The following is an 11,715-nucleotide window of genomic DNA, read 5'->3' as shown; positions in this document are numbered from 1 at the left end:
GCGCCAGTTCTACCAGTGCGGCGGGCGCTGATCGGCCAGCGGCACCGAACCGCCACCGTCCATCTCGCGGTGGGCCTCGCGTTGCATCAGCATGCCCAGCCTGCGGGTCGCCAGTTCCAGCTCATTTTCCTGCCGCGCCACGATCTCGGACAGGTCATCCACCGCCCGGCTGAGATGGGCGATCTGTTCTTCCAGCGCGGTGATCCGGGTCTCTGACATCGCTGAACTCCTTTGTATCTGGCCTCCCCCATATGAAAAGACGCGGCGGAATGCACGTCAAATCGCCGCATTGCTGCGCTGCGGGCGCTGCCACCTTGCCCCTGGTGTCGCCTTGGGCTATGCGAAGCCTGCCTGGATAAAGACCTTGAAGGAGCCACATGCGATGGCCAAGCAGAAGAAACAACCCCGGCCCAAGGCGGTCACGCCAAAGGGTTTCCGTGATTATTTCGGCTCTGAAGTGAGCGAGCGTAAGACCATGCTCGATCAGATCGCAGAGGTCTATCATCTGTATGGCTTTGACGCGCTGGAGACCTCGGCGGTGGAAACGGTTGAGGCATTGGGTAAGTTTCTGCCCGATGTGGACCGGCCCAATGACGGTGTGTTTGCCTGGCAGGAAGAAGACAGCGGCTGGCTGGCGCTGCGCTATGATATGACGGCGCCTCTGGCGCGGGTCGCGGCGCAGTACCGCAATGATCTGCCAAGTCCTTACCGTCGCTATACGATGGGGCCTGTCTGGCGCAATGAAAAACCCGGTCCTGGCCGCTTCCGTCAGTTTTATCAATGTGATGCGGACACTGTCGGTGCGCCGTCAGTCGCGGCAGACGCAGAGATCTGTTCGATGCTGTCGGACACGCTCGAGGCGGTGGGTATTTCGCGCGGCGACTACATCGTACGCGTCAACAACCGCAAGGTTCTGAATGGGGTGATGGAAGTGGCCGGGGTGCTGGACGCGTCTGATCCGACAAAATTCGAACATGAGCGTGGCATCGTATTGCGCGCCATCGACAAGCTGGACCGGCTGGGCCATGACGGGGTTCTGGCGCTGCTGGGTGCCGGGCGCGAAGATGTGTCGGGTGATTTCACCAAAGGCGCCGGCCTGTCGGACGAGCAGGCGCAGATCGTGATGGGCTTTATGGCAGCAAAACGCGACAGCGGGGCCGCCACCGTGGCGCGGCTGCATGAGCTGGTGCAAGGCTCTGTGATTGGCGCAGAAGGCGTCAATGAGCTGGAAACCATCGCAGAACTGATGGCGGCGGGCGGCTATGGCTCTGACCGCGTTGAAATTGACCCGTCCGTTGTACGCGGCCTGGGCTATTACACTGGTCCGGTCTATGAGGCGGAACTGACATTTGAAGTGCAGGACGAAAAAGGCCGGCCGCGTCAGTTTGGCTCCGTCGCTGGTGGTGGCCGTTATGACGACCTGGTGAAGCGTTTCACCGGCCAGTCGGTGCCGGCCACCGGTGTTTCTATCGGGGTGGACCGTCTGCTGGCAGCACTGCGTGCCAAGGGCCGCGCCGGCAAAGAGGCGCCAGGTCCGGTCGTGGTCACGGTGATGGACCGGGACCGCATGGCGGACTACATGGAAATTGTCACCGAACTGCGCAATGCCGGTATCCGTTCGGAAGTCTATCTGGGCAATCCGAAGAACTTTGGCAATCAGTTGAAATACGCCGACAAACGCGGCTCTCAGGTGGCGATCATCCAGGGCGGCGACGAAAAAGAGCGGGACATGGTGCAGATCAAAGACCTGGTGCTGGGCGCCAAAATCGCTGAAAACGCAACGCTGGAAGAGTGGAAAGAGCGCCCGTCGCAATATGAGGTGCCGCGCGCTGAGATGGTTGCCAGGGTGCGCCAAATTCTGGAAGGCGAAGGCTGATGATTTCCAAAGCCGATATCCGGGCCGAGGCCGCACGGCTGCTGGCCCGGTTTGAACAGGCCGGGGCCACCGCGGTGGAAGCCGACATTCTGCAGCCGGCGGATGTGCTGCTTGATCTCTATGGCGAAGACATCCGGGGCCGCGCCTATGTGACGTCAGACGCCTGGCGTGGCGAGCAGATGCTGCGGCCGGATTTCACCGTGCCTGTGGTGCAGATGCATATGCAGCACGGGGCCGATCCGGCGCGCTACGCCTATGCCGGTGAAGTGTTCCGCCGTCAGGAAGACGCGCCCGAACGCGCCCATGAATATATCCAGGTCGGCTATGAGGTGTTTGAGCGCGACAATGCCGCCGCCTCAGATGCAGAAGTGTTTGCGCTGTTCGCCGATCTGCTGGCGCCTCTGAAGCTGCGCGCCGCCACCGGTGACATCGGCATTCTCAAAGCTGCGATCACCGGGCTGAAAACCACCGACCGGCGCAAGGCGGCACTGTTGCGCCACATCTGGCGGCCGCGCCGTTTCCGCAGCCTGCTGAAACGCTACAGCACGCAAGGCACCGCGCAGCGCGAGCTGATGTTGGAGCGTACCGTAAACAATGCGGCGGCGATGGAGGGCACACCCCATGTCGGGTTGCGCTCAGTTGCTGAGGTGGCACTGCGTTATGACTCGCTGCGTGAAGACGCGGCGACCGATCCGATCTCCGATACTGAAATGGCACTGCTGGATGACATTCTGGCGCTGCGCGAAACCGCGCCCCATGTGTTGTCCAACCTGCGCGATATTGCGGTGGATATGCCGGCGATCTCACCCGCCGTTTCGGCGCTTGCCGCCCGTCTGGATGCGATGGATGCGCTTGGGGTGGATGTGGAGAATCTCGCGTTTGAGACCAGCTATGGCCGCAGCTCGATGGAATATTATGACGGGTTTGTCTTTGGATTTTACGCACCGACGCGTCCTGACCTGCCGCCCGTTGGCAGCGGCGGACGTTATGATGCGCTGACAAAAGTGCTGGGCCAGGGCAGCGAAATTCCGGCAGTGGGCGGGGTGATCCGTCCGGCGCAGGTGCTTGAACTTGGCGGGCTTACCGGTACCGGCGATCATTACGCGGCAGGCAAAGGAGGGCTGAGCCAATGACAATCAAACTTGGGGTGCCCTCTAAGGGTCGGCTGATGGAAAAGACCTTTGACTGGTTCGGGGAACGCGGTGTGAGTTTGCGCCGCACCGGCTCGGAGCGCGAATATGCTGCGGCCGTCGAAGGTGTAGACGGGCTGGAACTGGTGCTGCTGTCGGCCTCGGAAATCCCTCGTGAACTGGCCGCGGGCCGGATCCATATGGGGGTGACGGGTTCGGATCTGGTGCGCGACAAGCTGGCGCTGTGGCAGGAACAGGTGACGGAAATGGCGTTGCTGGGCTTTGGCCATGCGGATCTGATCATCGCGGTGCCCAAATGCTGGGCCGATGTGGAAACACTTGACGATCTGGATGCGGTGGCGGCTTCGTTCCGGGCCGAACACGGGTTCCGCCTGCGCATTGCCACCAAATATCACCACCTGGTGCGCGAATATCTGCGCGCCAACGGGGTGGCTGATTATCAGCTGGTGGACAGCCAGGGCGCCACAGAGGGCACAGTGAAAAACCTGACTGCCGAAGCGGTGGCCGATATCACCTCGACCGGGGAAACGCTGCGCGCCAACCACCTGAAAATACTTTCGGGCGCGGTGGTGCACAAGAGCCAGGCAACGCTGTTTAAATCGCGCCGGGCGCAGTGGTCCGACAGTGACCGGGGTAATTTCAGGGTGCTGGCAGAAAAGCTCGGTCTCAGCGGCTGATGACGGAAGCGGCCCGGGGTCAGACTGAATTAAGGCGCTCCTCCGCGGGGCGCCTTTTTTATTGGTATCGGGGAGGTTGCGGACGGCGGCAGGCTCCCGCCCCTTTGGCGCCACATCAGAGATGAGACGCAAAGCGTTGGGCCGCGCCTCGCTGCGCTCGGTGTGTTGCGCCAGGAGGCTTGATGATTTTCAGTCGCCGGACAGGCGCAGCTATTGAGGATCGGCCCGGTGCTTTGTGCCGGGCTTTGCGTCGGACTCGCGTGCGGCGAGGGTTGCAAGGGAAGCCTGTCGGCAGGGGCGGGCAGGCGAAACCAGTCCGCGGTGTCGCCATGTCCGTTTCCTGCGCCTTGATCCCGGCGTTCAGCCATCAAAGACGACTGCAATCCGGACCTTAGCGCAGCCCGATATCGGCCAGTGCGGCGGCCAGTTCGGCTGGCAGCTCGCTGTCGGCCTGACGCACGCGGGCCTGGTCTGGCGGGCTGTCCTCAGGCTTCAGGTAGCGCCAGCCCTGAAACGGGCGGCGCGGCGCGGCGAGCGTACGGGTAAGTGGCGTGCCCAGCACGATGCGGCAGCGGGTTTTGCCGTCCTCGCCCACCACCTCTTCCAGCGCCAGGATCGGCTGGCGGGCCTGGATCACCCCTTTGATCACCCAGTAAAGGGAGCCGCCGTTGAGCAATTCGTCCTGGCGCTTGGGGCGCATGCGGGTGGTGTGAGAGGTGTTTGTACCGCCGCGCTGATGCTGCCAGGCTTCAAGCTGTTCGACACTGTCTACGCCAACGCAGAGTTTTATCAGATTGACCTGACCCGTCATATTTCGCTCCAACCGTATCGCTCATATTCATCTCACCGCCCCGGTTGCGCAACTTGCCAGCCAGGACCGGAGTGCAAATCTAGCGCATTTTTGGCTGGCTTCAAGTCTTCGCCGGCAGGGCGTGGCAATGGTACGGGTGGCGGTGCAGAAAAGACGGCAGAAGGGTGTTCGTCTTTTGTCTCCGGTCCCGGCAAGATCCCGCCGGAAAATGTACATTATTCAGATTAATCTTAACGGCGGTGAATCGCCGCCTCATGCGCCCGAAACAGCTCTCAAGGCGCATTGGAGGCGCAAACATATCGACGGATGGGTGGAAATATACTATATTTACTGTCCGACCCGCATTTTCACCCCATATGATGTGGTGAGATTTGCGGCGCTGCCCCATTGCCCGACGCGACCGGCCTGGGTAAACAGCGCTCTGAACAAACTGACGACTCGCTGAATGGATGACCGAATGACTCGCTTTGCTGCACCGATTGCTGAACAGATCTGGGATATGAAATACCGCCTGAAAAATGCCGATGGCACGGCGGTGGATCAGACCGTGGAAGACAGCTGGCGCCGCATTGCACGCGCGCTTGCAAAGGTCGAGAAAAAGCCGGCTGAGTGGGAAGATAAATTCTACGCCGCGCTGGAGGATTTTAAATTCCTGCCCGCAGGCCGTATCACCGCCGGCGCCGGAACCGGGCGCGCCGTGACGCTGTTCAACTGTTTTGTGATGGGCACCATTCCCGATTCCATGGGCGGCATTTTTGACATGCTGAAAGAAGCGGCTCTGACCATGCAGCAGGGCGGCGGCATCGGCTATGATTTCTCCACCATCCGGCCCAAAGGCGCGGATGTGAAAGGCGTGGCGGCAGATGCCTCTGGTCCGCTGTCCTTTATGGATGTCTGGGACGCAATGTGCCGTACCATCATGTCTGCCGGTTCGCGCCGCGGCGCGATGATGGCGACCATGCGCTGTGACCACCCCGATATCCTTGACTTTATCACCGCGAAATCCGATGCGGCGCGGCTGCGCATGTTCAATGTTTCGGTGCTGATTACCGACCCGTTCATGGAAGCGGTCAAGGCAGATGCCAGCTGGGACCTGATATTTGACGGCCGCGTGTACCAGACCGTGAAGGCGCTGGATCTGTGGAACCAGATCATGCAGGGCACCTATGATTACGCTGAGCCGGGCGTGATTTTCATCGACCGTATCAACCAGATGAACAATCTGAACTATTGCGAAGACATCGCCGCCACCAACCCCTGTGGGGAGCAGCCGCTGCCACCCTATGGTGCCTGTCTGCTGGGCTCGATCAACCTCGCACGTCTGGTGGACCGCCCCTTTGAAAAGGGCGCGGATCTGGACGAGAAACTGCTGGGCGATCTGGTCGCCACCGCGGTGAGGATGATGGACAATGTGGTGGATGCGTCGCGTTTCCCGCTGCCCGCCCAGGAGCGTGAAGCCCATGCCAAGCGCCGTATCGGCCTTGGTGTCACCGGTCTTGCGGATGCGCTTTTGATGGTCGGCAGCCGCTATGGTTCTGTCGAAGCGGCGGCACTGACCGAACGCTGGTTGCACCAGATCGCCACCGCTTCTTACCTGGCCTCCTCTGATCTGGCGGCCGAAAAAGGCGCTTTCCCGCTGCTGGATACCGACGCCTATCTGAACAGCGGCTCGATGCAGCTGATGGATGAGTCAGTCAAAAAGGCCATCCGCAAAAACGGCATCCGCAACGCGCTGCTGACCTCAATCGCGCCCACCGGCACCATCAGCCTTTATGCGGGCAATGTGTCCTCGGGCATCGAGCCGGTGTTTGCCTATGCTTATACCCGCAAAGTGCTGCAGAAAGACGGCTCGCGCACTGAAGAAGAGGTCGTTGACTACGCGGTGCAGATGTGGCGCGAGAAATTCGGCGATGTGGAGCTTCCCGACTATTTCACCAATGCGCAGACCCTGGCACCTCTGGATCATGTACGCATGCAGGCGGCGGCGCAGAAATGGGTCGACAGTTCGATCTCCAAGACCATCAACTGCCCGGAAGACATCAGTTTTGATGACTTCAAATCGGTCTATATGGAAGCCTGGGACAGCGGCTGTAAGGGCTGCACCACCTACCGCCCCAATGATGTGACCGGCTCTGTGCTTTCGGTGAACGAAGCCAGCGAAAAAACGCCGGAAGTCGATGCCGGTGCCGATGTGATCTACCTGGCAGAGCCGCTGGATCGTCCGCAGTCGCTGGAAGGCCAGACCTACAAGCTGAAATGGCCTGATTCGGAGCACGCAATCTATCTGACCGTGAACGATATTATCGTTGGTGGCCGCCGTCGTCCGTTTGAAGTCTTCATCAATTCCAAGAACATGGAGCATTTCGCCTGGACCGTCGCTCTGACCCGGATGATTTCGGCAGTGTTCCGGCGTGGCGGTGATATTTCCTTTGTGGTTGAAGAGCTTAAAGCGGTGTTTGATCCCCGTGGCGGTGCGTGGATGCAGGGTAAATATATCCCCTCGATTCTGGCGGCGATTGGCGGCGTGATCGAACATCACCTGGTCAACATCGGCTTTATCGAAGGCGAAGGCATGGGGCTGAAGACAGATCCTAAGGCGGAAGTTGTTCAGGTCGGTGCGCCCAAAGGCAAAGCCTGCCCCTCATGTGGCGGCTATGACATGCGTATGGTTGAAGGCTGCATGACCTGTGGCAGCTGCGGCCATTCCAAATGCGGCTAAGCCGTTGATGTAACACTGCGGAGACCGGCTCCCCGGTCTCCGCACCCGGCCCATATTTGCGGGCCCTGCCGTCGGTTCAACGCCTGTGGCAACCCTCCTTTCCCCCTGATATGACCCGGTTGCCGCGCCGCTCTGGCTGTTCTGGCATCCGGCCCTGACCGCTGTGAGCGGGGCAGCCCGTGCAGGCAGGTTTTTGCGCAATCTGCACATTTTTTGCAATTTAACGGTTGCGTTAATTAACGGAATGGATAAATATAAGCCTATGTCAGAATTACCCCTCATATTTGCCGCGCTCTCCGAGCCCACCCGCTTTGCCATCGTTGAACGGCTGATGGCCGAAGGTGAGTTGCCAGCCGGTGCTTTTCTCGATGACTTCGACATCTCGGCGCCCGCGATTTCGAGGCATCTCAACGTGCTCAGCAACGCAGGCCTGGTGACCAAACGGGTCAACCGTCAGCAACGTCTCTATTCGGCGCGCCCCGAAACCATCGGTGTTGTCAGCGCCTGGGCAATGGGACATCGCGAATTCTGGGAAAACAGCCTTAAACGCCTGGAACTGGCGCTTCAGCAGGAGATGGAACGAAAATGACAACGCTCGTATTGGAACGAACTTTTGCCGCACCGGTCAGCCTGGTGTTTGATTTTGTCACCCGGCGGGAAAACCTGCTGAACTGGTGGGGGCCTGAAGGCATGCATGTGCCCGAAGACGAGCTGGATTTTTCCGCCACCGGCCCTTGGCATTCGGTGATGATGAATGCCGAAGGCAAACGCTTCAAAGTCAGCGGCCAGGTGACCAAAGTGAAAGCACCCAACCTGGTGGCTTTCACCTGGGGCTGGCATGACGAAACAGATGCACGGGGCCACGAAAGCCACGTGATGATTGAAATCTCGGAAACCGACAATGGTCAGAGCAAGCTGGTGCTGAGCCACCAGGACCTGGTCGATGAAGAGAGCAAAACCAACCACAACATGGGCTGGACCTCGTCGCTGCGCAAACTCGAGCGGCTGCTGGCCTGATCTCAACCAAGGAGAAAAACGATGGCTAAATTTGTATTTGCATATCACGGTGGCAAGAAACCCGAGAGCCCCGAAGAAGGCGAAAAAGTCATGGCGTCCTGGCGCGCATGGTTCGCTGGCATGGGCGACGCTGTTGTAGACGGTGGCGGTCCGGTCGGCCTGTCCAAAACTGTCACCTCTGGCGGTGTTGACGATAACGGCGGCGCCAACCCGCTGTCGGGTTATTCGCTGATCACTGCAGACTCGCTTGACGCAGCCGTGGCGATGGCACAGGGCTGCCCGATCCTTGACAGCGGCACAGTTGAAGTTGCCGAAGCGATTGAAATGTAAACGGCTCTGCGCCGGAATATATTTCTGAACAAGCCGTGACTGTGGCGCTACCGCCATAGTTGCGGCTTTGTTGTGTGTGAGAATGTTAACGAAGGCGTGACTGACCTATGGTCCCGCAAACGGAAAATTATTCAGAGGCAACACAATGCGGTTTTCATGTGCAGTTCTTTCAGCGGTCTTTGGACTGGGTTTTGTGTCTCTGGCCGCGCCGGTCGCCGCTCAGGAAGACGTCATTCATATGCAGTTTGATGAGAGACGCGCGGTGCTGGGCTACGGCCGATTGTTCTCCAATGATTTTCTCGGCGATGGCCAGGATCGCTGGCGCAGCGGCTCTTATGTTTTCAGCCAGATCCGTGGGTATGAGGGCAGCGCCCCCCGGCCTTCAGAATTCGGAGAAGTCCTGGAGTGGCGCGCGCGCACCGACATTCTGGCTCCGGAAAATCTGGTCACCCCCGCCGCCGGTGATCGCCGTTATGCGGGTATTTTTTCGTTTGAGGCCTACACCCACTGGCAAAAAGCATCTGTTGAATATTCCGCAGGCGGTGGTCTGGCTTTCGTCGGGCCGCAGACCGGACTTGGCAATTTTCAGACCACGGTTCACAAGTGGATCGACGCGGGCGAGCCGGATCTGAGCAACCAGATTGAAGACAGCATCTATCCGACCGCCACATTTGAGGCCGCGCGCACCTACAGCCTGGGCGAAACCGGCACGGTGCGCCCTTTTGTCGAGGCTATGGCCGGCCCCGAAACGCTGTTGCGGGTCGGCGCGGATATGGTTGTCGGGCGGCTTGGCGGTGATGAGTTGTTCCTGCGCGATTCCGGCACCGGTCAGCTGTACCAAGGCACGCGCAGTGCAGAGACCGGCACCAGCTTCGTGCTCGGGGGCGATATCGCCTATGTTGCCGACAGCAAGTACCTGGCCGAGTCGGACGGCTATGTGCTGACCGACAGCCGCCAGCGTCTGCGCGCCGGCCTGCGCTGGCAGTCTGAAAATACCACGGTGTTTTACGGGCTGACCTGGTTGAGCGAAGAATTCGAAGCCCAGTCCGAAGGTCAGACCATTGGCTCGCTGAAAATACAGTTTCAATTCTGACGCGCCGCCTGCGACAGAAATTCATTCTGCCAGGCAAACTGAATTCCCCTCTTCTCAGGTGGGGGGACGCCGTGTTAACCTGTCGATAATAATAAAAGAAGATGGCAGGTACTACAGGCATGAAAACGGGCTTTCCCAGCGCGTTTGTCATTTGTTGGTCGCAGTGTGAACTGGATGGTTTGCGCGGCGCACCCTTTGCGGCTCTGGCTGCCGGGGTGGCGTGGCGCTGGTCTGGTGAGGCGCTGTGCCTGGACGGACGACGCGACATATTGCGGCTGGAAGGGGCGGAAGAGGTCACAGAACTTCATCGCCATGCAGCGCAAAAGGTAAAACGAATTCTGGGCGGGGCTGGCAGCAGCCCGGTGACTTCAGCGGCTCCTGAGCCTCTGGACTGGCTGTTTGACGGCGGGTTTGATGTCACCGATGGCCAGAGACATTACCACGTTCAGGTCATCGAAATGAGCCGGGGCAAACCGCCGCTGCTGGTCTTTGGGAGCGCGGTGCCGCCGGCGGATACGGATTTCTGGGTGGTCAACCGGGTGGAACGGGCGCAGCGGCCCGGCGGCCCTGTGCACAGCCCCCGCGGCGTGATCTGTTTCACCCCGGACACCTGGATCGCAACGCCTTCGGGCCGGCGTCTGGTGCAGGACCTGCAGGAAGGTGATCTGATCTCAACCAAAGACAATGGCGCGCAGCAGCTCCGCTGGATCGGTCAGCGCCGGCTGACGGGCGCACGGCTTTATGCGATGCCACATCTGTGCCCGGTGCGTCTGCGTGCTGCGGCGCTGGGGCAGGGGGAGCCGGACCGGGATCTGCTGGTCTCGCCACAGCACCGGCTGCTGGTGCGCGGCGACTTCGCCCGGGCACTGTTTAACACCGATGAAGTTCTGGTTGCCGCCGGGGATCTGGTGAATGACCGTTCCATTCTGGTGGACCGCCGGGTGCGCGACATCACCTATATTCACCTGATGCTCGACGCGCATCAGATCGTCTGGGCCAATGGGGTGGAAAGCGAAAGCTTTCACCCGGCCAGTGCCGATATGGCGCAGCTGCTACCCGATCAGCTTGGCCGGATGGAGGCACGGTTTCCCGGCGTCTCAGCAACACCGCATGGCTATGGCGCTTATGCGCGGCGCACATTAAGCCGGGCCGAAGCGGCAATAATGGCGTTTGAGATGTAAATGGGTGCCGGCGCTTGTTGACTCCGCCAATCAGCGCGGTATAAGCCGCCATTCCCGGCAGTGGTAACACCGTCGGGTGCCTTATTTTTGGTGTTGGTGGCTCCCGCAAGGGATGTCCTGTCGCCCTTCGGGGAAAGGACAGCACCTTTCTTGAAACCTTGAGAAAGGATCCAGATCGTGACCAAACGCACATCTGCCAAGTACAAAATTGACCGCCGTATGGGCGAAAACATCTGGGGTCGTCCGAAGTCCCCGGTAAATCGTCGTGAATATGGCCCCGGCCAGCACGGTCAGCGCCGCAAGGGCAAACTGTCTGACTTCGGTCTGCAGCTGCGCGCCAAGCAGAAGCTGAAAGGCTACTACGGCGACCTGACCGAGAAACAGTTCCGTCGCATCTTTGGCGAAGCTGAGCGCGTAAGAGGCGACACTGGTGAAAACCTGATCGGTCTGCTGGAGCGCCGTCTCGACGCTGTTGTGTACCGCGCCAAGTTCGTTGCAACCGTATTTGCTGCACGTCAGTTCGTGAACCACGGCCACGTGACCGTCAACGGTAAGCGCGTCAACATTCCTTCTTACCGCGTGTCTGAAGGTGACGTGATCGAAGTGCGGGACCGTTCCAAGCAGATCGCTGTTGTGATCGAAGCCACTCAGCTGGCTGAGCGTGACGTGCCTGACTACATCGACGCCGACCATTCCAAAATGAAAGCCACATTCGTGCGCACACCGGGTCTGGGCGATGTTCCATACGCTGTTCTGATGGAACCAAACCTGGTCATCGAATACTACGCACAGAACTAATTCTGCCGCGTCAGATATTGTTAAAGGGCTGCCCTCAGGGGCGGCCCTTTTTCGTTGCAAAC

General features: G+C 59.8%; 12 protein-coding genes. 10 read left to right on the top strand and 2 right to left on the bottom strand.

What is annotated here, in order from left to right; all coding sequences use genetic code 11:
- Window positions 1-9: 9 nt before the first annotated feature.
- The gene (locus DWA01_RS07310; protein ID WP_114285188.1) at window positions 10-219 is read right to left on the bottom strand and encodes a SlyX family protein; all 210 of its coding nucleotides are present in this window, start codon (window positions 217-219) and stop codon (window positions 10-12) included.
- A gap of 163 nt (window positions 220-382) precedes the next feature.
- Here DWA01_RS07310 and hisS point away from each other — a divergent pair, with 163 nt between their 5' ends.
- The 3 genes from hisS to hisG are packed head-to-tail and all read left to right on the top strand — an operon-like array spanning window position 383 to window position 3,704.
- Window positions 383-1,876, top strand: a complete 1,494-nt coding sequence (gene hisS / locus DWA01_RS07305) for a histidine--tRNA ligase (protein WP_114285187.1) — start codon at window positions 383-385, stop codon at window positions 1,874-1,876.
- Entirely contained in the window at window positions 1,876-3,009 is a 1,134-nt protein-coding gene (locus tag DWA01_RS07300; RefSeq protein WP_114285186.1) for an ATP phosphoribosyltransferase regulatory subunit, read from the top strand. Before hisS ends, DWA01_RS07300 begins: the two co-directional genes overlap by 1 nt.
- On the top strand, window positions 3,006-3,704 hold the full coding sequence (hisG, locus tag DWA01_RS07295) for an ATP phosphoribosyltransferase (protein ID WP_114285185.1): 699 nt from the start codon (window positions 3,006-3,008) through the stop codon (window positions 3,702-3,704). The genes DWA01_RS07300 and hisG overlap by 4 nt, the downstream gene beginning before the upstream one ends.
- A 391-nt stretch (window positions 3,705-4,095) precedes the next feature.
- Here the strand turns inward: hisG and DWA01_RS07290 are convergent, their stop codons facing one another.
- On the bottom strand, window positions 4,096-4,515 hold the full coding sequence (locus DWA01_RS07290) for a DUF1489 family protein (protein ID WP_114285184.1): 420 nt from the start codon (window positions 4,513-4,515) through the stop codon (window positions 4,096-4,098).
- Between the two features lie 457 nt (window positions 4,516-4,972).
- On the opposite strand from DWA01_RS07290, the gene DWA01_RS07280 reads away from it, so the two are divergent.
- The 7 genes from DWA01_RS07280 (at window position 4,973) to rpsD (ending at window position 11,653) form a co-directional block, all read left to right on the top strand.
- Window positions 4,973-7,234, top strand: a complete 2,262-nt coding sequence (locus tag DWA01_RS07280; protein ID WP_114285205.1) for an adenosylcobalamin-dependent ribonucleoside-diphosphate reductase — start codon at window positions 4,973-4,975, stop codon at window positions 7,232-7,234.
- Between the two features lie 262 nt (window positions 7,235-7,496).
- Entirely contained in the window at window positions 7,497-7,823 is a 327-nt protein-coding gene (locus tag DWA01_RS07275; protein ID WP_114285204.1) for an ArsR/SmtB family transcription factor, read from the top strand.
- Window positions 7,820-8,251, top strand: a complete 432-nt coding sequence (locus DWA01_RS07270) for an SRPBCC family protein (protein ID WP_114285182.1) — start codon at window positions 7,820-7,822, stop codon at window positions 8,249-8,251. The genes DWA01_RS07275 and DWA01_RS07270 overlap by 4 nt, the downstream gene beginning before the upstream one ends.
- A 21-nt stretch (window positions 8,252-8,272) precedes the next feature.
- Complete coding sequence (locus DWA01_RS07265; protein ID WP_114285181.1) at window positions 8,273-8,581, top strand: YciI family protein; 309 nt, start codon at window positions 8,273-8,275, stop codon at window positions 8,579-8,581.
- Between the two features lie 145 nt (window positions 8,582-8,726).
- Complete coding sequence (locus DWA01_RS07260) at window positions 8,727-9,674, top strand: lipid A-modifier LpxR family protein (protein WP_114285180.1); 948 nt, start codon at window positions 8,727-8,729, stop codon at window positions 9,672-9,674.
- Window positions 9,675-9,775: 101 nt separating this feature from the next.
- The gene (locus DWA01_RS07255; RefSeq protein ID WP_235008457.1) at window positions 9,776-10,855 is read left to right on the top strand and encodes a Hint domain-containing protein; all 1,080 of its coding nucleotides are present in this window, start codon (window positions 9,776-9,778) and stop codon (window positions 10,853-10,855) included.
- A 177-nt stretch (window positions 10,856-11,032) separates the two neighbouring features.
- Window positions 11,033-11,653: a 30S ribosomal protein S4 gene (gene rpsD, locus DWA01_RS07250; protein ID WP_114285178.1), complete on the top strand. Its 621-nt coding sequence runs from the start codon at window positions 11,033-11,035 to the stop codon at window positions 11,651-11,653.
- Window positions 11,654-11,715 lie beyond the last annotated feature (62 nt).

Source organism: Candidatus Halocynthiibacter alkanivorans (genome assembly GCF_003333265.1).
In the GTDB taxonomy this organism is placed as follows: domain Bacteria; phylum Pseudomonadota; class Alphaproteobacteria; order Rhodobacterales; family Rhodobacteraceae; genus Halocyntiibacter_A; species Halocyntiibacter_A alkanivorans.
This window is presented reverse-complemented; position numbering and strand designations above follow the sequence as displayed.

Excerpts from the sequence above, each read along its gene's own strand:
- hisG (WP_114285185.1), top strand. The coding sequence starts at position 3,006 with ATGACAATCAAACTTGGGGTGCCCTCTAAGGGTCGGCTGATGGAAAAG.
- DWA01_RS07280 (WP_114285205.1), top strand. The coding sequence starts at position 4,973 with ATGACTCGCTTTGCTGCACCGATTGCTGAACAGATCTGGGATATGAAA.
- DWA01_RS07260 (WP_114285180.1), top strand. The coding sequence starts at position 8,727 with ATGCGGTTTTCATGTGCAGTTCTTTCAGCGGTCTTTGGACTGGGTTTT.
- DWA01_RS07265 (WP_114285181.1), top strand. The coding sequence starts at position 8,273 with ATGGCTAAATTTGTATTTGCATATCACGGTGGCAAGAAACCCGAGAGC.
- DWA01_RS07270 (WP_114285182.1), top strand. The coding sequence starts at position 7,820 with ATGACAACGCTCGTATTGGAACGAACTTTTGCCGCACCGGTCAGCCTG.
- hisS (WP_114285187.1), top strand. The coding sequence starts at position 383 with ATGGCCAAGCAGAAGAAACAACCCCGGCCCAAGGCGGTCACGCCAAAG.
- DWA01_RS07275 (WP_114285204.1), top strand. The coding sequence starts at position 7,497 with ATGTCAGAATTACCCCTCATATTTGCCGCGCTCTCCGAGCCCACCCGC.
- DWA01_RS07290 (WP_114285184.1), bottom strand. The coding sequence starts at position 4,515 with ATGACGGGTCAGGTCAATCTGATAAAACTCTGCGTTGGCGTAGACAGT.
- DWA01_RS07310 (WP_114285188.1), bottom strand. The coding sequence starts at position 219 with ATGTCAGAGACCCGGATCACCGCGCTGGAAGAACAGATCGCCCATCTC.
- DWA01_RS07255 (WP_235008457.1), top strand. The coding sequence starts at position 9,776 with ATGGCAGGTACTACAGGCATGAAAACGGGCTTTCCCAGCGCGTTTGTC.
- DWA01_RS07300 (WP_114285186.1), top strand. The coding sequence starts at position 1,876 with ATGATTTCCAAAGCCGATATCCGGGCCGAGGCCGCACGGCTGCTGGCC.